This window comes from Pantoea sp. 9140 (assembly GCF_000745295.1).
GTDB lineage: Bacteria > Pseudomonadota > Gammaproteobacteria > Enterobacterales > Enterobacteriaceae > Pantoea > Pantoea vagans.
In genome coordinates this window covers 1,074,983-1,101,587 of sequence record NZ_JQNO01000001.1, presented here as the reverse complement: position 1 = coordinate 1,101,587, position 26,605 = coordinate 1,074,983, and the positions used below count along the sequence as shown (strand labels likewise).

Below are 26,605 nucleotides of genomic sequence, written 5' to 3'. Positions count from 1 at the left end.
CATAACTTTCTCTCAGAAGGTCGTCAACCCATCCGCCCGGAGTTTGCGAAGCGATCCCCAAAGGGATCGCCATTTGATGATATGTTAATTTATTTCAGCTATGCCGCTAACGATTTAAAATCAATTACTAGAGCAGTAATTGCCCGGCCCGACTCAGGGCCTGACTGCCCGAACGGGCCGTGTCATCATAATTGTAAATATCTGTGCGGAACTGCGGTTTGCCATCATCAGCGACCCACGCCGTCAGATAATAGAGATTGACGGGAATGCGATGCCGAATCGGCACATAGCGGGTGTCACCCTCTTTCAGCGTGCTGGAAATTCGGGAGTCGTTCCAGCCCGCATTCTGCAGCAATAACCCTGCCAGTTCAGACGCTTTGTTCACCCGCACACAGCCTGAACTGAGCGCACGGATATCACGCTGGAACAGGTTATGGTTTGGCGTGTCATGCAGGTAGATTGCATCTGAACTCGGCATATTAAATTTATACCGGCCCAGCGCATTCGCCACGCCCGGAGCCTGAATCATCCGATAGGGAAACGACGCCGCAGAGACCATGCGCCAGTCAATCATGCTGGGATCAATCACTTCAGCATCTGCACTCCAGCCCGACAGCAGTGTATACCCATGCTTGTAAAGATAGGTTGGATCCTGCTTCACCTTCGGAATGATGTCTTTACGCACCAGCGTTGTCGGCACATTCCACGGCGGGTTGAGCACGACGTTATTAAGCGCACTGCGCATGAGGGGCGTTTTACGATCGGGACGACCGACGATGACACGCGATGAGAGAATCTTGTTGCCGTTGTTGTAATAGATCAGCGAGTAGTTGGCGATGTTCACCATGATACCGTTGTGCATATCATCCGGCAGCAGACGCAGGCGCTGAATATTCAGCGCCAGCAGCGAAGCGCGCATCTGCGGAGAGACGTTAAGCCACTGCCGCGTTCTGGTACCGATAGCCCCATCGCCATCCAGTCCCTGCCACTGCTGGAAACGCTTCACCGCCGCCACCAGCGTCTCGTCATAAATATTGGCGGTATTCCCTTCCAGCGTCGAAGTCTGGACGTTACCCGGTGATTGTGGTGATGGCGCAAGCAGATTGGTGACTGGCGCGGCGGAAGGACTCACCGCGACCGGCTGATCGCTGTGGCTCACCGGTACTGGCGCCACAGGCACCGCATCGTCATCCGGTGCGGGCGCGTTAACCTGTGCCGTTAACATGCCGCTGCGCTGCAGAATTTCACGCAGTGCAGGAACGTCATCACTGACCTGGCCGGGACGCAGGGTTTCACTGCTTTTTAGTTGCGGCCAGGGCTGCTTATCGCTGAGCAACGCTTTCAGCGCGGCGTGCATAGGCTGATACTGTGGATGCTGCGGCTGTAATGAGGCAATAAACGTGTCAGCCGAACCCGCATTCACTGCGTTTTGCCACTGATTCACCACCGCGACTGACGGCTGGGTCAGTCTGTAGGGAACGTTGCTGTAGAGCCAGGTTTCACCCTGCGTCGGCACATTTGAAACAAACTGCAGATAGCCCAGCATCGCATCAGAGAGCGCGACATCACGGGCAAAGCCGGTAATAGCCGGATTCGTCAGACGCTCAATCCAGCGCGTGAACTGCGGCTGAACGCCTGAAAGTGCCACCTCAGCCAGCTGCTGCTGAAATTTCTGCACCGCCTGAGCATCCTGCCAGAGCGGCTGCATATGGCGGGAGGCATAGAGCGTTGCCAGCGGTCCCAGATAGAATGGCTGGTCGGCACTGGAAAAAGCCTGACGGATGCGGTGCTGACTTTCGGAAACCGTGATAGCCGTCTGCGTTGTCCCTGGCATCGCGGCGATGACAGCGGCCTGTGGTAGCGTAAATGGAACAGCGGTTAGCGCTAGCGCTAACAATGATAAAACGCGATGATGATTTAATTTTTTTACCAGCAACATCCCTGCCCCCTTAATTTTCAACTTCGCAATGTTCCCTGTATCCACTGCGACCGCGCCGTGACTCATAATGTGAGTATACAAACAAAAACGGCATTTGCCTCATGGGACAAATGCCGTTATCAGATTAACCAATGGTTCAGTTTTTGACTACGTTTCCGCCTGCGATTTTTCAGCAGTCAGATCGGGTAGCGCATCCGCTTCGCTTCCCGCACGCACTGGTGAAGGATCGGCAGCAAAACCACGCAGCCCGACCACATGCACATGCTCGGTGTTATTAAACACCTTACGTACCAGTTTGTAGGTCGTGCCTTTCTCCGGGCTGATGTTCTCCGGTGCCGCAATCACCAGCTGCATCTCCAGTCGCTCACAGAGTTCAAACAGTGTGGCGATGGAGCGGGCATCCAGACGGGCCGCTTCATCAAGGAACAGCAGTCGGCATGGCGAAATATCTTTGCCGCGCAGACGACGGGACTCCTCTTCCCAGCTCTGCACCACCATTACCAGAATGGACATACCGGTACCGATCGCCTCACCCGTTGAGAGCGCACCGCTTTCTGCACGCAGCCAGCCATCGGAGCCCCGGTTAACTTCCACTTCCATCTCCAGATAGTTGCGGTAGTCGAGCAGCTCCTCACCGATGGTCTGCGGCGTCCGCTGACCCATATCGATATGCGGGTTAAGACGCTGATAGAGTTTCGCCAGTGCCTCAGAGAAGGTCAGGCGGTTGCTGTTGAACAGATCCTGATGCTGCTCATGCTCTTCTGACAGCGTATCCAGCAGCATAGCGTGGGTTTCACGCACGTTCACGTTGAGCCGCACGCTGCGCACCTGACCAAAGCTGACGGTCTGCAGCCCCTGGTTGAGCTGGCGGATGCGGTTCTGTTCACGCTGGATCGTTTTGCGGATAATATTCGCCGCACTGCGTGAACTGATCGCCAGCATCTGCTCACGCGCGGTCAGCTCTTCAGTCAGACGGTTCAGTTCGATTTCCATCTGTTCAATCGCTTCGACAGGATCGTCGGTACGAATAATATCCTGACGAATACGCTCGCGCAGATGCTGATAGACCGCAATAAAGAACTGAATCTTACGTTCAGGACGTTTTGGATCTTCCGACAGCCGCAGTACGTCGCGCAGATGTTCGTTGTCCGCCACCGCCAGACGCAATGCACCCAGCGCTTTATCCGACATCGAGCGCAGCTCATCGCCGCTCAGGTAAGCCAGTTCACGACGATGCAGGCGACGCTCAACGCCATTCTCTTTCACCAGACGCAGGACGGTACACCAGCCCGCTTTCGCGCTGACCACCTGCTCACGCACCTGATGATACTGACGCTCAAGCTGACGCAGGCGCTTCTGCAGGTTATCCATCTCCGCTTCACAGAAGGTGAGCTGTTTCTCCAGCTGATTGCGGCGGGCGCGGTTGTGGCTCAGTGCAGTGTAGAGCTCGTCACGGCGAACGCGTGCACGCGCTTCTGCGCTGCTGTCAGCAGTGACGCCAATGTCCTGCATCTCCTGCTGCAGCTCTTTGAGCATGTCGCGCTTGGCGTCGTAAGCACTTTTCAGTGAAGCCAGCACCTGTGAGTATTGCGTCAGCTGCGCCTGATGTTCACGCAGGCGATCGCGGCTGCGACTGCGTTCACCTTCAGCCTGCTCAAGACGCTGACGCAGCTTATCGCTGAGGTCATTGTTGCCGTTGAGCATGCTGGCCGAGTCGTCGTAGCTGAAGTGAGCGCGACGCTGCACCACTTCTGTCAGCGCAAAGGCCTGCTGACGTGCGTTGCGCTGCTGCTGCTGCGCCTGCTGATAATCCGCCTGTAACTGCTCGTGCTGTTCCGGATCGCTCTGCAATACCGCAATGATCGGTTCCAGTTTCGCCAGCTTCGCGCCATGCTGATGCAGGAAGCGCGCCGCCTCCTGTGCCGCATCGACCTGCTCACGGATCTCTTCGCAGCGATCGCCCAGCGTATCGTCCAGCAGCAGGTTGACGCGTGGCAGCAGTCGGTTTAACTGCAACACGCCCTCTTTCGCCAGCTCATACTGCTGACGCTGCTGCTGATTATTGCTCTCATGCTGATTCAGTGCCCGCTCAAGCTCACCCCGGCGCGCGCCCAGCTGACGGATCTGCGCTTCCGGGTCGGCATCAAAGGCCACGGCCAGATGTGTGCCGATAAAGCGACTGAATGACTGATGCAGACGCTGCGTTTTCTGCACGTCGAACGACAATGTGGCGTAACGCTCAGCCAGTTTGTCGCGCTCAAGGTGCAGCAGCTCCAGCTGATTTTCGCGCGCTGCGCGGCCAAACAGCGGGATTTTCGGGAAGCGGGAGTAGCGCCACTGACGCTCTGCCACTTTCACCACGACGGCATTCTGCAGCTCATCAACGCTGAAGACACTGTCATCGAATGACTGCGGGTCACCCTCGATCAGGTAGAGATCTTCCGGGCACTCCTCCAGACCATCCAGCATCTCACGCACGCGGGAGAGATCCGGCACCACGATTGCATGACGTGACGGACCATAGAGCGCCGAGAAGTACGGCGCATCATCGAGGGTCACATCATCATAAATCTCAGACAGTAATACGCCGCCAAAGCGTTCGGCCAGCTGAGTCAGGCGCGCATCTTCCGCCCCGCCCGGCTGACTGAGCCGCTCAATCTGTTGCTCGATATCACGTTTGCGTGCCGCCACTTCGTCGCGCTCGACGGTGGTTTCACGCTCGCGCTCAAGCAGTTGCTGCATAAATTCGGTGACGTCCTGGCTGCTGTTCAGCGCCTGGCCGGTCTGTTCACTGAGCTGCGTCAGGATCTCCTGCGCCGCCAGCCAGTGTGGCGCTCTGGCGGTGAGGCTGGTGATGCGTTCGCGCAGCTGTTCCAGCTCCTGACGCATCATCATGCGCTGCTCACCGGCGTCCGAGACGCTGCTGTTCAGCTGTTCGATCTGCGCTTCAAGCTCCTGCTGCAGGCCCGCCAGCGCATCGGCTTCGTACTGCTGCCCCTGACGCTTGCAGAACTCGGCCAGCAGACGCTCCGCCTCATGCTGCTCGCGCAGACGCTGTTCCAGCTCATTGAGACGCAGACGCAGCGACGAGAGCTGGTCGGCGTGATGACGCTGATTGCTGGCATCACGCAGCAGTTCGCGGCCGGTCTGCCACGCATCCTGACGGGTCACGTCACCAGCAATGCTGGTCACCAGCGCCAGCGTCTGTTCAAACTGACTGTGCGCGGCTTCGGCCACGCTCAGCTTCTGCTCCAGGCGCAGCAGGCGTTCTGTCGCCTCCTCCTCTTTCGCCTGGAAACTCTCCTGCCATTCTGCAGCGTTATCGATGGTCAGATCGGGCAACTGGCAGAGCGTACGGGCGCGTTCCAGCGCCTGCAGGGCCTGCTGATACTGGATGGCGCGCGTTTGCTGCACGTCGAGTGCCTGCTGGAAATCGGCCAGCTGACTTTTCAGCTCATCCACTTCCAGTTCAGCCGCTTCGGCACGCGCTTCATTCTCTTCCTGAATTTCGCGCGCTTCGGCAACCACTTCGGTCTGCTCTTCCAGACGCAGCGTCAGATCTTCGATATCGGCGTCGTAGCGCTCAATCTTCTCCTGCTGCCGCATCGCCGTCTGCACCAGATTCAGGTGATCGCTGGCAGCCTGATAATCGACTTCGAGATCGTTCTCTGCGCCACTGTGCTCTGACAGCTCGCGCGCCATCTCCACGTGACGATACTGCTCAGTGGCGAGTTGCTTACGGCTGCTGAACAGTTCATTGCGCAGCTGTAATGCGCTGTCGAGATGTCCACGGCGCTCGTTGGCGTGACGCATGTAGTCAGCCGACACGTAGCTGGTCGCCTCGGAGATGAGATGCTTAAAGAGGTCGCGGTCAGACTGGGTAACGCGGATCGCCTCCAGCGTCATGCGGTTCTCCCGCAGCGCAGCTTCCATATCCTGGAACGCTTTACGCACGCCGCTGTTTTCAGGCAGCAGGTAATCACGCAGCGATCGGGTGATGGCACTGGAGATACCGCCATAGAGCGAGGCTTCGATCAGACGATAGAACTTGCTTCGATCGCTGGCAGAGCGCAGACGACGCGGCACCACGCCCAGATCAAACAGCATGGCGTGATAATCCGTCACCGAGTTATAAGCGCGGAACTGCACGCCTTCCTGTGCCTCAACCCGATCTTTTACCTCATTCAGTGGTAAGACGCGTGCCTGACGGCTGTTAAGCACTTCCGTCAGCATATCGGTCGGGTTGGTATCGGTGGGCAGACCGTGGATACTGAACGGCTTGATATCGACCTTTTTATCGCGTCCGGCGACCTGCTGCAGACGTACACCGACTACCACACGCTGATGGCGTGAGTTCACCACATCCAGCATGGAGTAGCAGACACCTGCCCGCAGTTTACCGTGCAGACCTTTGTCACGGGATCCCGACGTGGCGCCCGCTTCGGTGGTGTTACGGAAGTGCAGCAGCGTTAAATCGGGGATCAGTGCGGTGACAAAGGCCGCCATGGTGGTGGACTTACCCGCGCCGTTACCGCCTGACAGCGTGGTCACTAATTCATCAAGATCAAAGGTACGGGCAAAAAAGCCGTTCCAGTTGATCAGCGTAAGCGAACGAAACTTTCCGCGCTCAATCATGCCTGTTCTTCCTCTGCGTTCTCACTCGCGTCGCCTTCCTGCCCTTCACTTTCATCGGTGTCGATCGGTGCAGTCGCATTTTCCAGTAGCATGGCCTCGCCATCACGAATCAGGCGAAGCTGCGCTTCACGGGCATCATCACCGCCGCGCACGTCGGCACCAAAGCGGAACACCGATTCCGTGATACGGAATTTGCTGCTGTCGTTGCCGAAAAACCACACCATGCCAAGACGGCGCAGGCGGCTCAGAGAGGCGCGCACTTTCTCCTGCAGTTTGGTGCGATCCAGGTCTGAACCGGTTGAACGCTGGTTAACCAGCTTCAGCAGACGGTTCTCGTCGGCCAGCGAGAGCAGCTCGTCATAGAGCTCCTGCTGGGTGAAGATCCCCTCATTCGCCAGGCGTTCCGGGCTGAGATAGAGGTAGCAGAGAATCTTCCCGACCATCATGTCCAGCTCAGAGAGCACGGAACGCGGAATCAGCGTGGTTGAACGCGGTCGCAGATAGAAAAAGCCTTCCGGCGCACGAATTAACTCAACGTTATAGCGGGTGTAAAACTCTTCGAGAAATGACTGGTAGTCCATCAGAAAAGCGTGGTTATCCAGCTCTTCAATTCCGATATGGCGTCCGGCGCGTAACTGGCTGTCCAGCGCGGGAAAAATCGGGTTGGCCAGTGCCTGTGCCAGCTTAACCGGCATCACTTGTTCAATATTTGTCGATGACATGTGCCTGCACCTTGGCTCCGTAATCATTGATGGCTTGCCATTCCACAGGCAAACCGGCTAAATCAGCTTCCGCTACGCCAAGGCGTACCGCCTGATCCACCACAATGCGCGCCAGGTCAAAATGGCGGGCGCGTGGATACTGGGCCAGGTAGTCACGCATCACTGACGCGAGGTTGAGCGGTTTTTGTTGCGATTTGTAGACCTGCAGCGCTTCTTCAATCATCGCTGCCAGCTGTTCGCGAATTTCGTTAATCTCTTCGTATTCCATCTCTGGCGGCAGTTCGCCCATCACTTCATCATTCCGCAGCGTCAGCGCCTCATCGCGCATGTCATACAGGCGGTCTGCATTGGCGTAGGTCAGCGCCCAGGGCGCGTCGAAGTAATTTTGTACCGATACCCGCAGACGCTGGGCAAAGACACGGTTTTTATCCATGTCGATGGCGGTACGAATAAATTTATGGACGTGGCGGTCATAGCCGATCCACAGGTCGATCGCCTGCTGGCCCCAGCTGGTAATACGGTCGAGCTTGCTTTGCAGGTCAAACACCAGTTTATCGACGAAGCCCAGGTCCGGGCTGTCCAGCGTGGCATCCTGGATGCGCAGCAGGTTTTCCTGAAGTTTGTCGCCCGCCGCTTCCAGCGTATCCTGCAGTTCACGCAGCGTCCCGGAGGTTTCAGAGAGCAGCATTTCACAACTGGAGATCGCCGCGCGCCAGTCTTTATTCAGCAGTTCAGCGATGTCGTTTTTCACCGCCTGCTGCTGTTCATCCATCAGACGCTGGGTCATATCGATGCTGTCGAAGATCTCCGCCACCGAATATTTCAGCGGCGCGAAAACATTGCGATGCCAGTGAAACTCATCGCCGTTTTCCTGCGCGGCATCGGCTGCCCGCTTGAGCTCGCTGGCCACAATCGACAGCTGCATCGACAGACGCAGCGTTGAAAACTCACGCTGACGGATGTAGTAGTCGGTGATGCCGATCGCCAGCGGCGTCAGGCGGTAGATAGCGTTGCCTTCGGTGAGTTCACTGGTAAAGCGGTTGAGCAGGCGCTGACGCACCATGTCGTTGATGGCGTTGTTGGCACGAACCAACACGGTTTCATGGGTTTGTTCAAAAGCTTTACTGACATGACGGAAAGCGTCAATCAGATCGCCTTCGCTCATTTCGCCATCCATCCGCTCACCGTTGAGGGTGGCGATAGCCAGCAAAAAGGCCAGACGTTCCACTGGCAGCGCAAGGGAAAAGTCATTTTTGCGCGCCCAGGATACCAGTTCAGGTACCGTCTGGGAAAATTCACTCATAATTCGTCCTTCTGCCCCGGTTTACGCGCGGTCACATGGATGTAGCGCCCTAAGCTTAAAAAGGGTTCCTGACGGCAATAACGCCGCTCCATCTCAATAATTTCGTCGTCGCTTTTTGGCTCGCCCTTCGGCGGTTTCATGTAGTCACTGAATACCCGGATCCCGGCACGCTGCTCAATCACAAAGCCACACGCCTCCAGCCAGCGATAGACCTGCTCGGGGTCGCGCGGATAGTCAGGCGACAGGGTTCGCTTTTTGCGTTTAGTCAGGTTGGTGCGCAGATAGCCGAAGTTACCCAGCGTTAAGGTGCGCAATGTCAGGCCGTGCAGATTGTAAAACATCAGCGACATGACGCCCCCCGGACGCAGCAGATCGAACAGCGCTTTGAGCACCTTCTCCGGTTCAGCGACCCACTCAAGCACAGCGTGGAACAATACCAGATCCACCGGCTTATCCAAATGTTCGCCCACCTGCTGGGCGCTAATTTGTCTGAATTGCATGTTGTGGCTCACACCTTGCGCCGCCGCATTTTCGGCGGCCCGACGCAGCATCTCAGCAGAGAGGTCGCACAGCAGAACCTGATGGCCCTGGGCAGCAAGTCCGCTGGAGACCTGTCCGACACCGCCGCCGGCATCCAGTACTGACAGCGGATGGGGCGACAGCCCGGGTACTATCTTCTCCAGCTCATCCCGGAGGATGGCCTGGCGTATCTTCCCTTTGGTGGTGCCGTAAATATTTTGCGAAAATTTATCCGCGAGATCGTCAAAGTTACGATCCTGCATGGCATGCGCTCCGGTATGCTGCGGTGAGACTTGTGCTATTTTGTCACAGGCACCAGAAGAATGAACCTTTCATCCCCATCTTCCCTTCCGGGTGCTCTATTTTCGGACAACAGGACGCGTTTTCGATGTTATTTACCCTGAAAAAAGTGATTGGCGGGCTGCTTTTACCCTTGCCGTTTCTGCTTTTGCTGATGGCGCTGGGCATTTTACTGCTTTGGTTTACTGACTGGCAAAAAAGTGGCAAAACCGTGATCTCCGTCAGTTGGCTGTTACTGCTGCTGCTGAGCCTGCAACCGCTGGCCGATCGGCTGCTTTTGCCGCTGGATAACCGTTATCCGACCTGGAACGGCGCAGAGAAGGTGGACTACATTGTGGTGCTGGGCGGAGGCTATACCTTCAATCCGGTCTGGGCACCCAGCTCGAACCTGCTGAATAACAGTCTGCCACGCGTGGCAGAAGGTATTCGTCAATGGCAACGCAATCCACAGTCGACCCTGATTTTTACCGGCGCTGCCGGTGGCACCAATCCGAAGAGCAGCGCCTGGGTAGCCGCTCAGGTGGCAGAAAGTCTGGGCGTGCCGCGCGAACATATTCAGATTCTGGACCAGCCTCGTGATACTGCGGATGAAGCGCAGGCGGTCAAAACGGTAGTCGGCGATCGCCCGATGCTGCTGGTCACCTCAGCGAATCATATGCCGCGGGCGATACGCTTTTTCCACGCGGTCGGTCTGAAGCCGATTGCTGCGCCTGCTAATCAGCTGGCGATTACCTCGCCGCTGAACGGCTGGGAACGGGCGATACCGTCATCGATCTGGCTGAGTCACAGCGAACGGGCAGTGTATGAGACGCTGGGCACGTTACTGCAGCGACTTAAAGGTGAGGAACCCGGCTCAGCCGAGCCAGGGAAGTAGTTGCGTGCAGGCATGGTCAAAACGCGGACGATTAAACGTGCCGGTCTGCACAAGATGCTCGATGCAGTCCCACAGTTGATAAACCCATCGGCGCCAGACAAAGCCCTCAGAGACGGGTGCCCGTTGCAGGTAGTCGTGCAGCAGCGCTGTCTCGGCGGGTGAGGTATCCAGATGGATCAGGTCATATTCACGGGGCGCCCATAGAATCGTGCCCGGCTGTGTCATCGCGACTAACTGGTCGCTACGGCTGTTTTTCAGCATGCTCTGCAGCCGCACGTTGCCGTGAACCATCACACAGGGATCATCGAAGTCGCGAAAAAGATGTGCCAGACGCGACCGACAGCGGAACAGAATCTGACGATCTTCCAGCGTGAAGGCAGGTGGGCGCAGATAGCTCAGGGTCGACCACAATACTTCAACCCGTTGTGCATACCAGGCCGGCCAGTGATTCTGCTGGGTGCTGTCTACCGTTCCGACCAGGCCGTGGCTGTCGAGCCGGTGCCAGGCCAGCAGCCCCTCGACTGCCTGCTCGCGAAACTGTTGCCAGCGCTGAGCATCCCGCGCAGGCGCCTCCGCCGTCACGCCATTCAGTCGCGCCATCAGAAGCATTTCATGCACCGGAGGCTGCTGGCTCAGCACCAGACCATAGACCGCTGGCACAGGGATGAATCCGGCCTGCCCCAGTAATGCCAGCTTTCTGGCTTCCAGCGCTGCCCGCCCCTGATGACGAAAATATTTTGCCACCATCGGCATGGGGTGCCCCTGCCGATCGTACAGGGCATAGAGTCGGGTGGGCGGATGTTCACTGATTAATTCGAGGCGGCTGATGGTTTCACCCAGCGCCAGCGTGAGTTCCGATTTAAGCTGTTCCATGCGGCATCCTCCTCAGATGAGTATCACAATATCCTGAAGGAAGTACTGGAGATAAGTTTAGCGGCGGATCAATAACGTTGCGCTGAAACGGGGAGACTGACTCCCCGTGTATCAGGCCTGCATGGCATCGCGGACGCGTTGCAAATCGTCTGGCGTATCTACACCCACGCTGGGAATGGTTTTTGCTACGGCGACATGAATTTTTTCGCCGTACCATAAGACACGCAGTTGCTCGAGCAGCTCAATCTGTTCAAGAGGACAAGGCGCCCAGGCAACATAGCGGCGAATAAAACCGGCACGGTAGGCATAGATGCCAATGTGTCGCAGAAGCGTATCGCCAATCTGTTCGCGTGAGGCAGCATAGCGTTCACGATCCCAGGGAATGGTGGCCCGTGAGAAATAGAGCGCATAGCCCTTCGCATCCATGACCACCTTCACCGCGTTCGGATTGAAGGCTTCTTCCACATCGGTGATTGGCACCGCCAGCGTTGCCATCCCGGCCGCTGAGCCCGCCAGATTGGTCGCCACCTGGCGTACAATCTCTGCCGGGATCATCGGCTCATCACCCTGCACGTTGACGATGATTTCGTCATCAGCAAACTGATATTTTTCGATCACTTCCGCCAGCCGCTCCGTGCCGGACTGGTGATCGGCGCGCGTCATGCAGACTTCACCGCCTGCCGCTTCCACTGCACTGGCTACGTCAGGATGGTCGGTGGCAACAATGACCCGGCTGGCACCCGATTCACGGGCGCGCTCCATCACATGCACGACCATCGGTTTACCGTGAATATCGAGCAGCGGCTTGCCGGGTAAGCGGGTTGACGCATAGCGCGCAGGAATGATGGCAGTGAAACTCATGGATGAATCTCTTCCACTGACAGCGTGCGGGCTTCGGTTTCCAGTAGCACCGGAATACCGTCACGAACCGGGAAAGCCAGGCCATCAGGCTTGCAGATCAGCTCCTGCTGCGCATTGTTGAAGTAAAGTTTGCCATTGCACACCGGGCAGGCAACGATTTCGAGTAAACGATGATCCATATGTCCTCCATCAGGAACCGAATGCTTAAGGCATCAAGCATACCATAGCGCGGCGCAGGCGGGATGAGGTAAAACGCCTTCCCGCAGCGGCTGCCGCAAAATTGATTAATCCAGCTGCCACCGGGCTGGCCAGTGGTCTTTGAGTGCATCGGGTGCCTGCAGAATAGAAACGCTTTCTGCTCCCTGCCAGGCTGCGAAGCGTTCAATCGCACGCCGGATATCCACCACAAAGCGCGCCGTGACGCGGGTCGTTTCTTCCAGCCAGAGTTTTTTAATCTCCAGCTGTTTGGCCTGACGCAGCATGCGGGCATCGAGCCGCCCTTTTATCTGCCCACGATGAAGGATGGGCAAAACGAAATAGCCAAACTTGCGCTTCTCCTCGGGGGTGTAACACTCGATACGATAGTCAAAGCTGAACAGCTCCAGCGCACGTTTGCGATCCCAGACCACCGGATCAAACGGTGACAGCAGCGCGCTGTGCGTTGCCTGCAGCGGCGTCTCCAGCAACGGTAAGTAGTCACGATGCAGCCACATCTCACCCAGCCCCTCTGTATTGACGGCGACCAGATCGCCCGCAGCCTGGGCATCAGAGATAAAATCGTTCAGGGGTGCCCGTTTAAGGCGATAGTAGTCCGGCAGCCAGGCCGCGCGGGAAATCCCTAAGCTACGGGCGCTGTTCATCAGCATCTGTCGGGTGGCCTCTGCTTCGCTGATGCCATGCACCGCATCCTGCCAGTCGGGCATGACGCGACTGCGCAGATCGTAGACGCGCTGAAAATTACGGCGTTCTGTGACCATCAGCTCACCGGCGCTGAAGAGATTTTCCAGATGGCGTTTGTGTGGTTTCCAGTCCCACCAGCCTGATTTCGGATTACCGGCATGGGTGAAATCGGCGGCGCGCACCGGGCCGTTTTCCCGAATCTGCTGCAGTAATTCGGTAATCGCCTGCTGGTGTTCAGCGACCCACTGCGCGTTGTATTTCCAGCCAAGGCGTTCAGGCGACAGCATGCGATGACGAAGAAGTCTGTAATCGGCGCGGGGAATAAAGCAGGCTTCGTGCGCCCAGTACTCAAAGAGCTCGCCCTGGGCCAGCGCCTGTTCCAGCCATGCCTGAGGGTAGTTTCCCAGGCGACTGAACAGCACCAGATAAGGACTGCGGGCCACGACATGGATGGTGTCGATTTGCAGCAGTGACATGCGGGAGATGCAGTTAATCAGATCCTGATAAACTGCGCGTTTTGCCGGAGGGCGCAGCAGGCCCTGCGCGGCGAGATGAAGGTGACGTGCTTGCTGTAACGAAAGTGAATGCGGGGTGTTCATCCTCTTCCTTATCAGGCTTCACCTGAATGGGTGCAGGTATCAGAGCGGGCGACGGCAGCGTTGTTCAATGTCGTCCAGTAACGGCGTTACGGCTTTACCGGATAAATGGGCATCAACCGGCAGATACCACCAGTCAGGCTGCGCAAAGTGACGGCATTTCACTGCGTCCTTTTCAGTCATCAGTAGCTGCTGACCCAACTGTAATAATCGTGTCAGCTCATCCTCACTGTAGGCATGATGGTCAGCAAAGGCGATCTCTGCGACTGGCGTTATGCCCTGCTGTTTAAGCGTGGTGAAAAAACGCGGAGGATGACCAATACCGGCCATGGCAACCACGGCACCCAGTTGCTCAGGTGCGCGGGTTTCCCCGGTCAGCAGATTGGTGGCGAGTCCGGGCTGAAGTTGCATTGCAATCTCGTCACCCAGGGCCTCACCGCCATTAATGATGACGGCATCGACCTGGTGGAGACGATCGGCACGTTCACGCATCGGACCGGCAGGCAACCACCAGCCATTGCCAAAGCGACGAACACCATCCACCACCACGATCTCGCGATCGCGCTGCAGCGCATAATGTTGCAGGCCGTCGTCAGTGATAATCACATCCAGCGGCCCCTGCTTCAGTAACGCCTCAATCGCCTGTCGCCGTTTGGGCGCAACCGCAACCGGCGCTCCGGTGCGCTGGGCGATCAGTACTGGTTCATCACCGGCCTGTTGTGTGGGGGTCTGCGCCGAGACCAGCAAGGGATAGTGGTCCGCCTTGCCGCCATATCCTCTGGAGACGACGCCAGCGCGCAGGCCACGTTGCTGCAGCGCCTCGACCAGCCAGATCACGACCGGCGTCTTTCCATTGCCACCGGCAGTGAGGTTACCCACCACCACGACCGGCAGAGGCGCACGCCAGCTTTTACGCCAGCCGCGCCTGTAACTGAAACGTATCAGGGCCGTGATCGCACCATACAGCAGGCTGAATGGCCATAACAGAATCCATAACGGGGAGCGACCACTCCAGATACGTTCAATCATTGGCCGAATTGCATCTTATGCAGTTGTGCATAGGCGCCACGTTCTGCTAACAGCACCTGATGCGTTCCGCGTTCAACAATCTGACCATCTTCGATCACCACGATTTCATCGGCTTTCTCAATGGTAGAGAGGCGGTGCGCAATTACCAGCGAGGTACGGTTCTTCTGCAACTCATCCAGTGCCGACTGAATGGCGCGTTCTGATTCGGTATCCAGCGCAGAGGTCGCTTCATCCAGGATTAGAATCGGACAATCTCGCAGCAACGCACGGGCAATGGCGATACGCTGACGCTGGCCGCCAGATAACAGCACGCCGTTCTCGCCAATCACCGTATCCAGGCCTTTATCCATTTTATTGATAAAGTCCATGGCGTGCGCCATGGTGGCCGCCTGCTCAATCTCTGCACGGCTATATTGCTCACTGCGAGCATAGGCGATGTTATTAGCAATGGTGTCGTTGAAAAGATGCACATTCTGCGACACCAGCGCCACCTGATTACGCAAAGCACGCAGGCTGTACTCACGCAGATCATGACCATCCAGCAGAATTTCACCCTGTTGAATGTCGTAAAAGCGGGTCAGCAGGCTCGCCATCGTAGACTTACCGGAACCTGAACGGCCCACCAGCGCAACCGTTTTTCCTGCCGGCAGCGACAGATTGATATTACGCAGTGCCGGAATTTCACGACCTGGATAGGTAAAGGTTACATCCCGGAATTCGATATCCCCTTTAGCACGGGTGATTTCGCGCGTGCCGTTGTCCACTTCCTGCTCGCTATCCAGAATAGAGAACAGCGTCTGACAGGCCGCCATGCCACGCTGAAACTGGGCATTGACGTTGGTCAGAGACTTGAGCGGACGCATCAGGGCAATCATCGAGGAGAAGACGACGGTGATCGTACCGGCTGTCAGCGTATCCATTACGCTTGGGAAGCTGGCAGCATAAAGGACAAAAGCCAGTGCCAGCGACGCGATCAGCTGAATAATCGGATCAGAAATGGAAGAGGCTGAGACCAGTTTCATACCCTGCTGGCGCATACGATTACTGACGCGGGAAAAACGCTCCGACTCAATTTCCTGACCGCCAAAGATCAGCACTTCTTTGTGCCCCTTCAGCATCTGTTCGGCGCTGGTTGTCACCTGCCCCATGGTGTTCTGCATACTTTTGCTGATCGAGCGGAAGCGCTTAGATACGGTACGGATGGCAAATGAGACGACAGGCGCCAGGACAATCAGGATTAACGACAGCTGCCAGCTGTAGTAGAACATCATGATGAACAGGCCAATAATCGAGGCACCTTCACGCACGACAGTGACCAGTGCGCCCGAAGATGAAGAAGCAACCTGCTCCGAATCGTAGGTAATGCGCGACAGCAGGGTACCGGTTGACTGCTGGTCAAAAAATGAAACCGGCATGCCCATCATATGGCTGAACAGGCGACGACGGATATTCATCACGACATTGCCAGAGACCCAGGAGATGCAGTAGCTGGAGATATAACTGGTGACTCCGCGAACCAGCATCAGGCCAATAACGACTAATGGCATCCAAAGCATTACTGACCTGTCAGCTTTACCAAAGCCATCATCCAGTAACGGTTTCAACAGGGAGAGCATTAAGGCGTCGCCCGCAGCATTAATAATCAGGGCAACAGAGGCCACGATTAATCCCGCTTTGTTAGGCGCGATCATCGGCCAGAGTCGGCGAAACGTCTGCCACGTAGAGAGATCTTTATCTTGATGCATTATTTATTCACGCTGTTGGAAATAGCCGGCCATTCTACCTGGATTCGCGTTTGACGCCAAACCACTGATGATACCAACGGGGCATTAATTGTTCCCGCAGGGTGAAAACCTGCACTCTGCCCTGCTCTATCCTGATACTGATTTGTCCTGACTGGCCCGTGTCCAGCCACTGAAATCCAGCCGTTCGGTAATTTTCCAGCACATTTTTCGCAGGCATGCGCCAGGCATTGTAGCGTGCCAGAGAGGCAATCGCGGTGTGTCCTTGTGTTTTGCGCAGCAGCAGGGAGGTCGACGAAGTACGGCTTCCGTGGTGCGGTACCTGAAGGATATCGGCCTTCAGCCCCTGCTTCTCCAGCGCCACCAGCTGACGTTCCGCTTTAGCTTCAATATCACCGGTTAACAGTAGCCGGACCTGACCGTCATCGACGATGATGACACAGGAGTCGTTGTTCCCACCGGCTAAAGGGTTCGTCAGCGGCCAGACAACCCGGAAATGGAGCTGTCGCCAGCGCCACTGCGTGCCACGTACACAGGGTAAGTGCGTTTTATCCGCCAGTGCGCTTCTCACTTCAACCGCGGGCCAGCGTTGCTTAATCGCTTGCAGCCCACCAGTGTGATCCAGATGGTGATGACTGAGGATGACCTGTTTTAAACGTAACTGTCTGCGCTCCAGCCAGGGAATGATCACCCGGTTCCCCGCATTATCGTTCTGCCAGCGTGGTCCTGTGTCATACATCACCGCTTCGTGACCCTGAGTGAGCACTATGCTCAGGCCATGCCCAATATCCAGCATATCGATGCGCCAGCCCTGCTCAGGTTCTGGCTGACGACTCAGTATCATCGTCAGCGCTAGCGCGCAGCTGCTTAATGGCAGGGAGAAGAAGAACTGCGCACGCCAGAGAATCAGGCCACCCCATACCATGACCGTAAACCAGACTGTGCCATTCAGCGGCCACCAGCCCGGCGGCAGCAACTTCAGGCAATAAAACAGTGCGCGTAAAGAGAGATCGGCCGCACCCCAGAAGAAGGCAGATAAATGCGCTACCGGCAGCAGCATGGCAAGTGTTACAAGGGGCATAGTAATAAATGAGACGACCGGGATTGCGACAACATTGGCCACCAGCGCGGTCAGGCTGATCCCGTTGAATATCGCCACCTGTAACGGCACCATCAAAATCATCATGCCCGCCTGCAAATGCAGCAGCTGTAACGGAATCCAGCGCCGTTGATGACGGAACCGCGCAGGCAGCGGGAACCAGTGGTACCAGACCAGCAGCATGCCGACAGCCAGAACCGAGAGCCAGAAGCTGTCAGAGAGCACCGTCAGCGGATCCGTCACCAGCAGCAATGCAATACAGAACGTCCAGATCTGCCAGCTGTTCAGCTGAACACCCGCAAACCGGGTTATTGCCCACAGCGTCAGGGCCAGCAGTGAACGGGCTGCGGGCGGCTGAGCCCCGGAGAGCCACGTATACACTGCAGCAAATAGCCAGCTCACGATGAGGGGAAAAAGATAGCCGATAAAGCGGGCTGGCAGGATAAATTGCACCCCACGTGCCATCATCCAGCCGGTGCTGGCGGCCAGGGCAATATGCATGCCCGATATCGCCATCAGGTGCGCCGTGCCGGTATCTCGCAGTAGCTGACGTGTCTGCTGGCTCATCTCATCTCTGATGCCAAATGTCAGTGCCTCCAGCGTGCCTCGAAAAGGCATTTCGCGGGTTCTGTCACGGTGCCATACAATAAATCGCCAGCGGCCATCACAGCGATCGCTGACAGCATGCTGTTTAAGGATCCGCCCCTGAAGCGGCGTATTATTCGCGAGTGCAAAACGCTGGGCATCGAAGTCGCCTTCATTCAGGCGAGCATGAACCGGTCGTAAGCGCAGCTGCATCGTCCAGCGTTGTCCAGGGCAGTAAATCGTTGGGTCAGCATCGAAATAGAGCCAGGCAAAGCGGGGCGGAAATATCATCCTACCCTCCTCTTCCAGCAGACGAACCCGGATTTGTTTTCGCTCTTGTCGCAATTCATTAATCTGAAGAGTGAAGGTGGCGGGACGTGCGGAGAGCCGTTCAATATCCTGCACCATCATGCGGGCATCGTGACAGGCCCATGCCAGAAACAACAGAGTAATACCCGTCAGACGAGCGGGCTGATAAGGACAATGTTGCAGAGCCACGCCCACAAAGAGCAGGGCCACTATCGCCTCACCGGAAGGCAGTCGGGCCATCAGCAGTAGCGGTAACGTTGCAACGATCGCCAGTCGCGCCAGAACGGTCCATGTCAGCATAATCGTGTCCATTATTTCAGTACGATTATTCTGGGCAAATCAGGTGAAAGTTACAGGAGAGGATCAGTCAGGCGCGGGCGGTCTCGCAAAAAGAATAACGGATTGCAGTGTTGGGCACAGCATTCCGGATGTCAGTTCTGAATCTGAATAACAGGCAAAAAAAACGACATCCGGAGATGTCGTTTATCTGGTTCGGTATCGGCTTAGCCGTAGATATTTGCGCGATCGCGCAGCTCTTTGCCTGGCTTAAAGTGGGGAACGTATTTACCTTCCAGATCCACTTTGTCACCCGTTTTCGGGTTACGTCCAGTACGCGGAGCGCGATAGTGCAAAGAAAAGCTGCCGAATCCCCGGATTTCGATGCGTTCGCCCTGTGCCAGCGTAGTGGCCATGTGCTCAAGCATCTCTTTTACTGCATCCTCAACGACTTTCGCCGGTATATGAGTATGCTGTCCCGCCAGTCTTTCGATCAGTTCTGACTTGGTCATGTAACCTCCGGTTTATCCCTGTGGGAATGTATGACAGCTTTTACCGAAACCGGGTGGTTGCCCACCCGGTGCTTCAGGTCGATTACTCGCCTTTAGCCGCTTTGAACGCTTCAGCCATAGCGCTAGAGAAATTGCTTTCTTCCTGTTTGGTGTTAACAGTATTGATAGCTTCTTTCTCATCAGCCTGGTCTTTCGCACGGACAGACAGGCTTACGACACGGTTTTTACGATCAACGCCGGTGAACTTAGCTTCAACGTCGTCGCCAACGTTCAGAACCAGAGTTGCATCTTCAATGCGGTCCAGTGAAGCTTCAGAAGCGCGCAGGTAACCCTCAACGCCGTCTGCTAATTCAACTGTAGCACCTTTAGCATCAACTGCAGTCACTTTACCGGTGACGATGGCACCTTTCTTGTTCAGAGTGATGTAGTTGTTGAACGGATCTTCTGCCAGCTGTTTAACGCCCAGAGAGATACGCTCGCGCTCTGCATCAACCTGCAGTACAACGGCAGCGATTTCGTCGCCTTTTTTGTACTCACGAACGGCTTCTTCGCCAGTCGCGTTCCAGGAGATGTCAGACAGGTGAACCAGACCGTCGATGCCGCCATCCAGGCCGATGAAGATACCGAAGTCAGTGATTGACTTGATTTTACCTTCAACACGATCGCCTTTGTTGTGCGTCTCAGCGAACAGCTGCCATGGGTTAGATTTACACTGCTTCAGACCCAGGGAGATACGACGACGCTCTTCGTCAATGTCCAGAACCATAACTTCAACAACATCGCCTACGTTAACAACTTTAGACGGATGGATGTTTTTGTTGGTCCAGTCCATTTCAGACACGTGTACCAGACCTTCAACGCCTTCTTCGATTTCCACGAAGCAGCCGTAATCAGTCAGGTTGGTAACACGACCGGTCAGGCGGGTACCTTCCGGATAGCGTTTAGCGATAGCAACCCATGGATCTTCGCCCAGCTGCTTCAGACCCAGAGAAACACGGGTACGCTCGCGGTCGAACTTCAGCACCTTAACGGTGATTTCGTCGCCAACGTTAACGATTTCGCTTGGATGCTTAACGCGTTTCCATGCCATATCAGTGATGTGCAGCAGGCCATCAACGCCGCCCAGATCAACGAATGCACCGTAGTCAGTGAGGTTCTTAACGATACCTTTAACTTCCATGCCTTCCTGCAGGTTTTCCAGCAGCTGATCGCGCTCTGCGCTGTTTTCGGATTCGATAACCGCACGACGTGAAACCACGACGTTGTTGCGTTTCTGATCCAGCTTGATGACTTTGAACTCAAGCTCTTTGCCTTCCAGATGCAGCGTATCGCGCACCGGACGCACATCTACCAGTGAACCTGGCAGGAACGCACGGATACCGTTGAGCTCAACTGTGAAGCCGCCTTTAACTTTGCCGTTGATAACACCGGTAACAGTTTCAGCGTCTTCGTAAGCTTTCTCCAGCGTGATCCATGCTTCATGGCGCTTAGCTTTCTCACGGGACAGCAGGGTTTCACCGAAGCCGTCTTCCACTGCATCCAGAGCAACATCAACTTCGTCGCCAACCTGGATTTCCAGTTCGCCGGCTGCGTTCTTGAACTGCTCTGCAGGAATTGCAGATTCAGATTTCAGACCCGCATCAACCAGAACGACATCTTTGTCGATAGAAACGACGATGCCACGAACGATAGAACCCGGGCGGGTTTCGATTGTTTTTAAGGATTCTTCAAATAGTTGAGCAAAAGATTCAGTCATATTGATAATCTTCAGGATTCTTCAATTTAACGTCCATCTGACTTCATGTCGGATGGGGTTGTTTCACATGCCCGGCACCGGATCCGTGGTACAGGGTGATAAATTCAGTTAAGCCGGGATGCCCAGCTTCTCGCGGGCATATTGTAGCGCTTTTTCAATGACCTGGTCGATAGACATCTCTGTAGAGTCCAGAACCAGTGCATCGGCAGCAGCCACTAGAGGCGCAATTGCGCGGTTACGATCGCGGTCGTCGCGTTCTTTTATCTCGGCTAAAAGGCGGTCAAAGTTAACATTAAAGCCATTTCCCTGCAACTGTAGCATACGTCGCTGAGCACGCTCTTCCGGGCTGGCATCAAGGAAAATCTTTACTGGCGCATCCGGGAAAACCACGGTGCCCATATCACGGCCATCAGCAATCAGGCCCGGCATCTCGCGGAAACCGCGCTGGCGGCGCAATAACGCTTCGCGCACCCGTGGAAACGCAGCGACACGTGATGCGGTATTGCTGACCTCCTGAGTGCGGATTTCACCGGTCACATCTTCACCTTCAAGTATGACCTGCATTTCACCGTTTTGTGACAAAAAGCGCACATCAAGATGCGCAGCAATCGGCACCAGCGCCTCTTCAGATTCAATGTCCACCTGATGATGCAATGCGGCTAACGCCAGCACGCGGTAAATAGCACCGGAATCCAGCAGATGCCACTGCAGCGATTCTGCCATCGCTTTGCACAGGGTTCCCTTTCCCGCTCCACTTGGCCCATCAATAGTTATGACCGGGGCAGTTACTGTCATTATTCCCTCCTGTTGCTGCGTGCATTATGACCTTCAGGCCACCCTTAATGCTTAGCATTATACGCTGCATAGCAAGGCTTGGTTACCCTTTCGCACTGACGGGGTTCGAAATGTTAGTCAATTCAGAGGATATCGGTGCGATTGCAGCCAGATTAAATCAGGGAGAGATCCGGTGCGGAACCGCACCGGAAAGGCAATATCAGGCGTGCTGGCTGATTTTAGCCAGTTGAACAAAATAGTCCGGGAAGGTTTTCGCTGTACAGCCAGGATCAAGAATGGTTACCGGCGTATCAGAAAGTGCAACCAGAGAAAAACACATCGCCATGCGGTGGTCATTGTAGGTGCCAATATCTGCATGAATCAGCGATGCTGGCGGTGTAATACGGATGAAATCATGACCTTCTTCGACTTCCGCCCCTAATTTACGTAATTCCGTGGCCATTGCGCTCAGTCGATCGGTCTCTTTTACCCGCCAGTTATAAATATTACGTAACTGGGTAGTGCCCTCTGCAAACAGCGCGGTGGTCGCAATGGTCATTGCAGCATCAGGGATATGGTTCATATCCATATCGATAGCCTGCAGTTTTCCGGCTGTGCAGGCAATGTAATCATCGCCCCACTCAATCACAGCACCCATCCTTTCCAGCACGTCAGCGAAACGGATGTCGCCCTGCACACTCTGGCGTCCGATACCGGTGACGCGAACCGTCCCGCCTTTTATGGCAGCAGCAGCCAGGAAATAGGAGGCGGAAGAGGCATCGCCCTCAACCAGGTAATCGCCCGGTGACTGATACTGTTGCTGTCCCTTGATCAGGAAGCGCTGATAGTTCTGATTCTCAACGTCGACGCCAAAGCACTGCATCAGATTCAGAGTGATATCAATATAAGGTTTGGAAACCAAATCACCTTTGATGGTAATGCAGGTATCCTGCTGCGCCAGCGGCGCGGTCATCAGCAGTGCCGTCAGGAACTGACTGGAGACGCTGCCATCCACGCTGACGTCACCCCCGGTGAAACCTCCGCGTAAACGCAGCGGCGGATAGTTTTCATTTTCCAGGTAATCAATGATTGCGCCACCCTGACGAAGCGCGTCAACCAGATGGCCGATGGGACGCTCTTTCATGCGGGGTTCGCCAGTCAGTTCGATATCGTGCTCACCCAGACAAAGTGCTGCAGCCAGAGGACGCATTGCGGTTCCGGCATTGCCCAGAAACAGCGACAGCGGTTGAGAGGAGCGCAGCGGCCCGGCATTTCCCGTCACTTCACACACGGTGCGATCGCCGGAAAGCGTATAGTTTACGCCCAGCGCAGTCAGCGCATTCAGCATGTGCTTTACATCATCGCTGTCGAGCAGGTTAGTCAGACGGGTGGTGCCTTTAGCCAGCGCAGCCAGCAGCAATGCGCGATTGGAAACGCTTTTTGAACCGGGCAGATTTACGGTGCCATCAACGCGCGCGATCGGTTGGAGAGTCAGGGAGTCCTGCATGTGAAACAAAATCCTCAAAAAATACAGAGACCTCGCCTATGGCGAGGTCTGGCATCAGCATCAATGCTGATATCTTAGTAATCAGCCGTGACGGCGTTCAAAGTCGACCATGAAATCGGTCAGCGCCTTCACACCTTCCAGCGGCATCGCATTATAAATAGAGGCGCGCATACCGCCTACTACACGATGGCCTTTGAGCGCATGCAATCCTGCCTTAAATGACTCTTCCAGGAACAGCGCATCGAGCGACGCATCCGCCAGCTGGAAAGGAATATTCATGCGTGAGCGGTTTTCTTTAGCCACATCGTTACGGTAGAAGCCACTGTGATCGATAACGCCATAAAGCAGGTCAGATTTTGCCTGATTGATACGATCAATTTCGGCTACGCCACCCTTCTCTTTCAGCCATTTAAACACTAAGCCTGAGAGATACCACGCAAATGTTGGCGGAGTATTAAACATCGAATCATTATCGGCCAGCACTTTGTAATCAAGAATTGAAGGTACAGAGGCGTGCGCCTGACCCAGCAGATCTTCGCGAACGACAACCAGCGTTAATCCGGCCGGGCCGACATTTTTTTGCGCGCCTGCATAAATCACGCCATAGCGGCTCACATCGATCGGACGTGACAGAATGGTAGATGAGAAGTCAGCGACAACCGTTTTACTGCCGAAATCGGGCTGTTCATCAATGGCGATGCCATCAATAGTTTCATTCGGGCAGAAATGCAGGTAAGCAGACGATTCACTCACCTGCCATTCGCTCATCGGCAGAATGGCACGTTTACCATCGCGGGTGGTTTTCACATCCAGCGTGCGAGGGGAGCAATACTTTTCCGCTTCCTTAATTGCACTGTGTGCCCAGTAGCCGCCATCGACATAGTCGGCGCTGGTCGCTTGCCCGAGCAGATTACCCGGTACAGCAGCGAACTGAGCACGCGCGCCGCCATGACAGAATAAAACTTTGTAATTAGCCGGTATTTTTAGCAGATCACGGAAGTCCTGCTCCGCTTCCTCAGCCACCTGAATAAACTCTTTACTGCGGTGACTGATCTCCATTACAGAGGTACCCAGACCGCGCCAGTTCGTCAGCTCCTGTTCTGCACGACGAAGGACTTCAACCGGTAGCATCGCCGGGCCAGAGCTAAAATTATAAACTTGCGTCATTTCCCCTCACCACTGTCATATCGAACGGTTATGAATAACCATCCGGTTTTATCACTGCATTCTGATAGCTGCAATCATAAATCAGGGTGCGGTCACATTTTCTGAATCCGGCTCGCCGGAGGTTATGTTACCAATGCAAATCTGAACGGAATTTTGTGAGGCTCTATCCAGCCCCACCAATCCGCATTTGGCCTGAGTGCCGCGGCAATGAAAACTATGCCGGTAAACTAAGCCGGTAAAAATGTCCCGCCCTGATAGCGGTCAGTTAGCAAAATCCGTATCATGGCGCGCTTTACGCACCCTATGACAACAGAGAGAGCGGCACTATGACGCAAACATTTATCCCGGGCAAAGATGCCGCACTGGAAGACTCCATCGCGCGTTTCCAGAACAAGCTGCAGGATCTTGGCTTTAATATTGAAGAAGCCTCCTGGCTTAATCCTGTTCCCCATGTCTGGTCTGTGCATATCCGCGACCGCGATTGCCCGCTCTGCTTTACCAATGGTAAAGGCGCCAGTAAAAAAGCGGCACTGGCCTCTGCACTGGGCGAGTATTTTGAGCGTCTCTCTACTAACTATTTTTTTGCTGACTTCTGGCTGGGGAAAAAGATCGCTAACGGTGATTTTGTTCACTATCCCAATGAAAAATGGTTTGCGTTATCAGAGGATGATTCCTTACCTGAAGGCATTCTGGATGCGCGCCTGCATGCGTTTTACGATGCCGACAATGCTCTGACGGCTTCCGGCCTGATTGATTTGCAGTCCGGCAATGCTGAGCGTGGTATCTGCGCTCTGCCCTTTACCCGCCAGTCTGATCAGCAAACTGTCTATATCCCGATGAACATCATCGGCAACCTCTATGTCTCAAATGGCATGTCGGCGGGCAACACCGCGAATGAAGCGCGTGTTCAGGGGTTGTCAGAAGTGTTTGAGCGCTACATTAAAAATCGCATTATTGCTGAAGCAATCAGCCTGCCAGCGATTCCTGATACGGTGATGCAGCGTTATCCTGACGTCATTGAGGCGATTGCGCGCCTTGAAGCGGAAGGCTTCCCGATTTTTGCCTATGACGCTTCGCTGGGCGGCAAATATCCGGTTATCTGTGTGGTGCTGTTTAACCCGACCAATGGCACCTGTTTTGCTTCCTTTGGTGCGCACCCTGATTTCGGTGTGGCGCTGGAGCGTACCGTTACTGAGTTGCTGCAGGGTCGCAGCCTCAAAGATCTGGATGTGTTTACACCACCAACCTTTGATGACGAAGAAGTGGCTGAACATGCCAACCTTGAAACACACTTCATCGATTCAAGCGGTCTGATCTCCTGGGATCTGTTTAAAGAGACGGCAGATTATCCCTTTGTCGACTGGTCTTTCGCAGGCAGCACCGAGCAGGAATTTGCTACGCTGATGGCGATCTTCGCTTCAGAAGATCAGGAGGTCTATATCGCTGACTACGAGCACCTGGGCGTCTATGCCTGCCGCATCATCGTACCTGGCATGTCTGATATCTACCCGGCGGAAGATCTGTTCCTGGCAAATAACAGCATGGGTGCTGGCATGCGTGAAACCCTGCTTGCCCTGCCTGACAGCAACTGGAATCCGGAAGAGTATCTGGATCTGATTGGACAGCTGGATGATGAAGGTTTTGACGACTTCACCCGCGTTCGCGAGCTGCTGGGCCTGGCAACCGGTAAAGACAACGGCTGGTACACGCTGCGTATTGGCGAATTAAAAGCGATGCTGGCGCTGGCGGGCGGAGATCTGGATCAGGCATTGATCTGGACCGAGTGGACAATGGAGTTTAACAGCTCAATCTTTACGCCAGAGCGGGCTAATTACTATCGCTGCCTGCAGACCCTGCTATTACTGGCAATGGAAGATGAGCGCGATCCGCTGCAGTATCATCACGCCTTCCTGCGTATGTATGGTGAGAACGCAATGGAAGCGGCTTCCGCTGCTATTAGTGGTGAGAATCCGTTTAACGGGCTTCAGGCTGTGGATGAAGAGTTGCAGGCATTCCCGGCCCATCAATCCCTACTTGCTGCCTACGAAAAACTGCAGGCCGCTAAACGTCATTACTGGAAAAAAGCGTAAGGCATAACGCCTGTAGCTGGAAACAGATAGCTCAACATGGCACTGGATTTATCTGGTGCCATAATTTCCCTCTATCTCAATGAAACATTAGCTGTAATAAAAATACCTTCCGCCACATTGCATCATTTCACTTAACATATAAGATATTAATTCGTAACATAGATTGAATTAAAAGTGCGAGCAACCGCATCACATTAAAATATATTTGTATTTTTAAAATTAATTTAAACTTAAAAT

The 26,605-nt window shown here is 55.1% G+C and carries 19 protein-coding genes; 2 read left to right on the top strand and 17 right to left on the bottom strand.

Going from position 1 to position 26,605, the window contains the following annotated elements:
• Positions 1–127 precede the first annotated feature (127 nt).
• The 5 genes from ldtD to cmoM all read right to left on the bottom strand — a co-directional run bounded on the left by ldtD (position 128) and on the right by cmoM (position 9,381).
• Complete coding sequence (gene ldtD, locus FA92_RS05140; protein ID WP_033782528.1) at positions 128–1,939, bottom strand: L,D-transpeptidase; 1,812 nt, start codon at positions 1,937–1,939, stop codon at positions 128–130.
• A gap of 147 nt (positions 1,940–2,086) precedes the next feature.
• Positions 2,087–6,574 carry a chromosome partition protein MukB gene (gene mukB / locus FA92_RS05135; protein ID WP_033782527.1) on the bottom strand — a complete coding sequence of 1,496 codons (4,488 nt, stop codon included), beginning with the start codon at positions 6,572–6,574 and terminating at the stop codon, positions 2,087–2,089.
• Entirely contained in the window at positions 6,571–7,296 is a 726-nt protein-coding gene (gene mukE / locus FA92_RS05130; protein ID WP_013357326.1) for a chromosome partition protein MukE, read from the bottom strand. Before mukE ends, mukB begins: the two co-directional genes overlap by 4 nt.
• The gene (gene mukF / locus FA92_RS05125) at positions 7,277–8,599 is read right to left on the bottom strand and encodes a chromosome partition protein MukF (RefSeq protein WP_013357325.1); all 1,323 of its coding nucleotides are present in this window, start codon (positions 8,597–8,599) and stop codon (positions 7,277–7,279) included. Before mukF ends, mukE begins: the two co-directional genes overlap by 20 nt.
• Positions 8,596–9,381, bottom strand: a complete 786-nt coding sequence (gene cmoM / locus FA92_RS05120) for a tRNA uridine 5-oxyacetic acid(34) methyltransferase CmoM (protein WP_013357324.1) — start codon at positions 9,379–9,381, stop codon at positions 8,596–8,598. Before cmoM ends, mukF begins: the two co-directional genes overlap by 4 nt.
• A gap of 125 nt (positions 9,382–9,506) precedes the next feature.
• Here cmoM and elyC point away from each other — a divergent pair, with 125 nt between their 5' ends.
• Entirely contained in the window at positions 9,507–10,292 is a 786-nt protein-coding gene (gene elyC, locus FA92_RS05115; RefSeq protein ID WP_013357323.1) for an envelope biogenesis factor ElyC, read from the top strand.
• Here elyC and FA92_RS05110 read toward each other — a convergent pair.
• The 12 genes from FA92_RS05110 to serC all read right to left on the bottom strand — a co-directional run bounded on the left by FA92_RS05110 (position 10,272) and on the right by serC (position 24,278).
• Positions 10,272–11,165: a phosphotransferase gene (locus FA92_RS05110; RefSeq protein WP_033782524.1), complete on the bottom strand. Its 894-nt coding sequence runs from the start codon at positions 11,163–11,165 to the stop codon at positions 10,272–10,274. The two genes, elyC and FA92_RS05110, sit on opposite strands and share 21 nt — an antisense overlap.
• A 111-nt stretch (positions 11,166–11,276) precedes the next feature.
• Positions 11,277–12,026, bottom strand: coding sequence for a 3-deoxy-manno-octulosonate cytidylyltransferase (gene kdsB, locus FA92_RS05105; RefSeq protein ID WP_033782522.1), 750 nt, complete (start codon positions 12,024–12,026; stop codon positions 11,277–11,279).
• The gene (locus FA92_RS05100) at positions 12,023–12,205 is read right to left on the bottom strand and encodes a Trm112 family protein (protein ID WP_003849374.1); all 183 of its coding nucleotides are present in this window, start codon (positions 12,203–12,205) and stop codon (positions 12,023–12,025) included. The genes kdsB and FA92_RS05100 overlap by 4 nt, the downstream gene beginning before the upstream one ends.
• A 105-nt stretch (positions 12,206–12,310) precedes the next feature.
• Positions 12,311–13,525 (bottom strand): winged helix-turn-helix domain-containing protein, encoded by a 1,215-nt coding sequence (locus FA92_RS05095; protein ID WP_033782520.1) that lies wholly within the window; start codon positions 13,523–13,525, stop codon positions 12,311–12,313.
• 39 nt (positions 13,526–13,564) lie between these two features.
• Positions 13,565–14,551 carry a tetraacyldisaccharide 4'-kinase gene (gene lpxK / locus FA92_RS05090; protein WP_033782519.1) on the bottom strand — a complete coding sequence of 329 codons (987 nt, stop codon included), beginning with the start codon at positions 14,549–14,551 and terminating at the stop codon, positions 13,565–13,567.
• The gene (gene msbA, locus FA92_RS05085; protein ID WP_013357318.1) at positions 14,548–16,296 is read right to left on the bottom strand and encodes a lipid A ABC transporter ATP-binding protein/permease MsbA; all 1,749 of its coding nucleotides are present in this window, start codon (positions 16,294–16,296) and stop codon (positions 14,548–14,550) included. Before msbA ends, lpxK begins: the two co-directional genes overlap by 4 nt.
• Before the next feature lie 34 nt (positions 16,297–16,330).
• Positions 16,331–18,586, bottom strand: a complete 2,256-nt coding sequence (locus FA92_RS05080) for a DNA internalization-related competence protein ComEC/Rec2 (protein WP_033784538.1) — start codon at positions 18,584–18,586, stop codon at positions 16,331–16,333.
• A 203-nt stretch (positions 18,587–18,789) separates the two neighbouring features.
• Positions 18,790–19,074, bottom strand: a complete 285-nt coding sequence (ihfB, locus tag FA92_RS05075) for an integration host factor subunit beta (RefSeq protein WP_003849360.1) — start codon at positions 19,072–19,074, stop codon at positions 18,790–18,792.
• Positions 19,075–19,156: 82 nt separating this feature from the next.
• Positions 19,157–20,830: a 30S ribosomal protein S1 gene (gene rpsA / locus FA92_RS05070; protein WP_013357316.1), complete on the bottom strand. Its 1,674-nt coding sequence runs from the start codon at positions 20,828–20,830 to the stop codon at positions 19,157–19,159.
• A gap of 108 nt (positions 20,831–20,938) precedes the next feature.
• Positions 20,939–21,625 (bottom strand): (d)CMP kinase, encoded by a 687-nt coding sequence (gene cmk, locus FA92_RS05065; RefSeq protein ID WP_033782518.1) that lies wholly within the window; start codon positions 21,623–21,625, stop codon positions 20,939–20,941.
• Between the two features lie 199 nt (positions 21,626–21,824).
• Positions 21,825–23,111: a 3-phosphoshikimate 1-carboxyvinyltransferase gene (gene aroA, locus FA92_RS05060; protein WP_033782516.1), complete on the bottom strand. Its 1,287-nt coding sequence runs from the start codon at positions 23,109–23,111 to the stop codon at positions 21,825–21,827.
• A gap of 81 nt (positions 23,112–23,192) precedes the next feature.
• A complete protein-coding gene (gene serC / locus FA92_RS05055) occupies positions 23,193–24,278 on the bottom strand; it encodes a 3-phosphoserine/phosphohydroxythreonine transaminase (protein ID WP_013357313.1) in 1,086 nt (361 codons plus the stop codon).
• 326 nt (positions 24,279–24,604) lie between these two features.
• Here serC and ycaO point away from each other — a divergent pair, with 326 nt between their 5' ends.
• Positions 24,605–26,368, top strand: a complete 1,764-nt coding sequence (ycaO, locus tag FA92_RS05050; protein ID WP_033782514.1) for a 30S ribosomal protein S12 methylthiotransferase accessory factor YcaO — start codon at positions 24,605–24,607, stop codon at positions 26,366–26,368.
• Positions 26,369–26,605 lie beyond the last annotated feature (237 nt).

Excerpts from the sequence above, each read along its gene's own strand:
- kdsB (WP_033782522.1), bottom strand. The coding sequence starts at position 12,026 with ATGAGTTTCACTGCCATCATTCCTGCGCGCTATGCGTCAACCCGCTTA.
- mukB (WP_033782527.1), bottom strand. The coding sequence starts at position 6,574 with ATGATTGAGCGCGGAAAGTTTCGTTCGCTTACGCTGATCAACTGGAAC.
- FA92_RS05110 (WP_033782524.1), bottom strand. The coding sequence starts at position 11,165 with ATGGAACAGCTTAAATCGGAACTCACGCTGGCGCTGGGTGAAACCATC.
- mukE (WP_013357326.1), bottom strand. The coding sequence starts at position 7,296 with ATGTCATCGACAAATATTGAACAAGTGATGCCGGTTAAGCTGGCACAG.
- ldtD (WP_033782528.1), bottom strand. The coding sequence starts at position 1,939 with ATGTTGCTGGTAAAAAAATTAAATCATCATCGCGTTTTATCATTGTTA.
- elyC (WP_013357323.1), top strand. The coding sequence starts at position 9,507 with ATGTTATTTACCCTGAAAAAAGTGATTGGCGGGCTGCTTTTACCCTTG.
- ihfB (WP_003849360.1), bottom strand. The coding sequence starts at position 19,074 with ATGACCAAGTCAGAACTGATCGAAAGACTGGCGGGACAGCATACTCAT.
- aroA (WP_033782516.1), bottom strand. The coding sequence starts at position 23,111 with ATGCAGGACTCCCTGACTCTCCAACCGATCGCGCGCGTTGATGGCACC.
- msbA (WP_013357318.1), bottom strand. The coding sequence starts at position 16,296 with ATGCATCAAGATAAAGATCTCTCTACGTGGCAGACGTTTCGCCGACTC.
- FA92_RS05100 (WP_003849374.1), bottom strand. The coding sequence starts at position 12,205 with ATGGATCATCGTTTACTCGAAATCGTTGCCTGCCCGGTGTGCAATGGC.
- mukF (WP_013357325.1), bottom strand. The coding sequence starts at position 8,599 with ATGAGTGAATTTTCCCAGACGGTACCTGAACTGGTATCCTGGGCGCGC.
- lpxK (WP_033782519.1), bottom strand. The coding sequence starts at position 14,551 with ATGATTGAACGTATCTGGAGTGGTCGCTCCCCGTTATGGATTCTGTTA.
- cmoM (WP_013357324.1), bottom strand. The coding sequence starts at position 9,381 with ATGCAGGATCGTAACTTTGACGATCTCGCGGATAAATTTTCGCAAAAT.
- FA92_RS05080 (WP_033784538.1), bottom strand. The coding sequence starts at position 18,586 with ATGCTGACATGGACCGTTCTGGCGCGACTGGCGATCGTTGCAACGTTA.
- serC (WP_013357313.1), bottom strand. The coding sequence starts at position 24,278 with ATGACGCAAGTTTATAATTTTAGCTCTGGCCCGGCGATGCTACCGGTT.
- ycaO (WP_033782514.1), top strand. The coding sequence starts at position 24,605 with ATGACGCAAACATTTATCCCGGGCAAAGATGCCGCACTGGAAGACTCC.
- FA92_RS05095 (WP_033782520.1), bottom strand. The coding sequence starts at position 13,525 with ATGAACACCCCGCATTCACTTTCGTTACAGCAAGCACGTCACCTTCAT.
- cmk (WP_033782518.1), bottom strand. The coding sequence starts at position 21,625 with ATGACAGTAACTGCCCCGGTCATAACTATTGATGGGCCAAGTGGAGCG.
- rpsA (WP_013357316.1), bottom strand. The coding sequence starts at position 20,830 with ATGACTGAATCTTTTGCTCAACTATTTGAAGAATCCTTAAAAACAATC.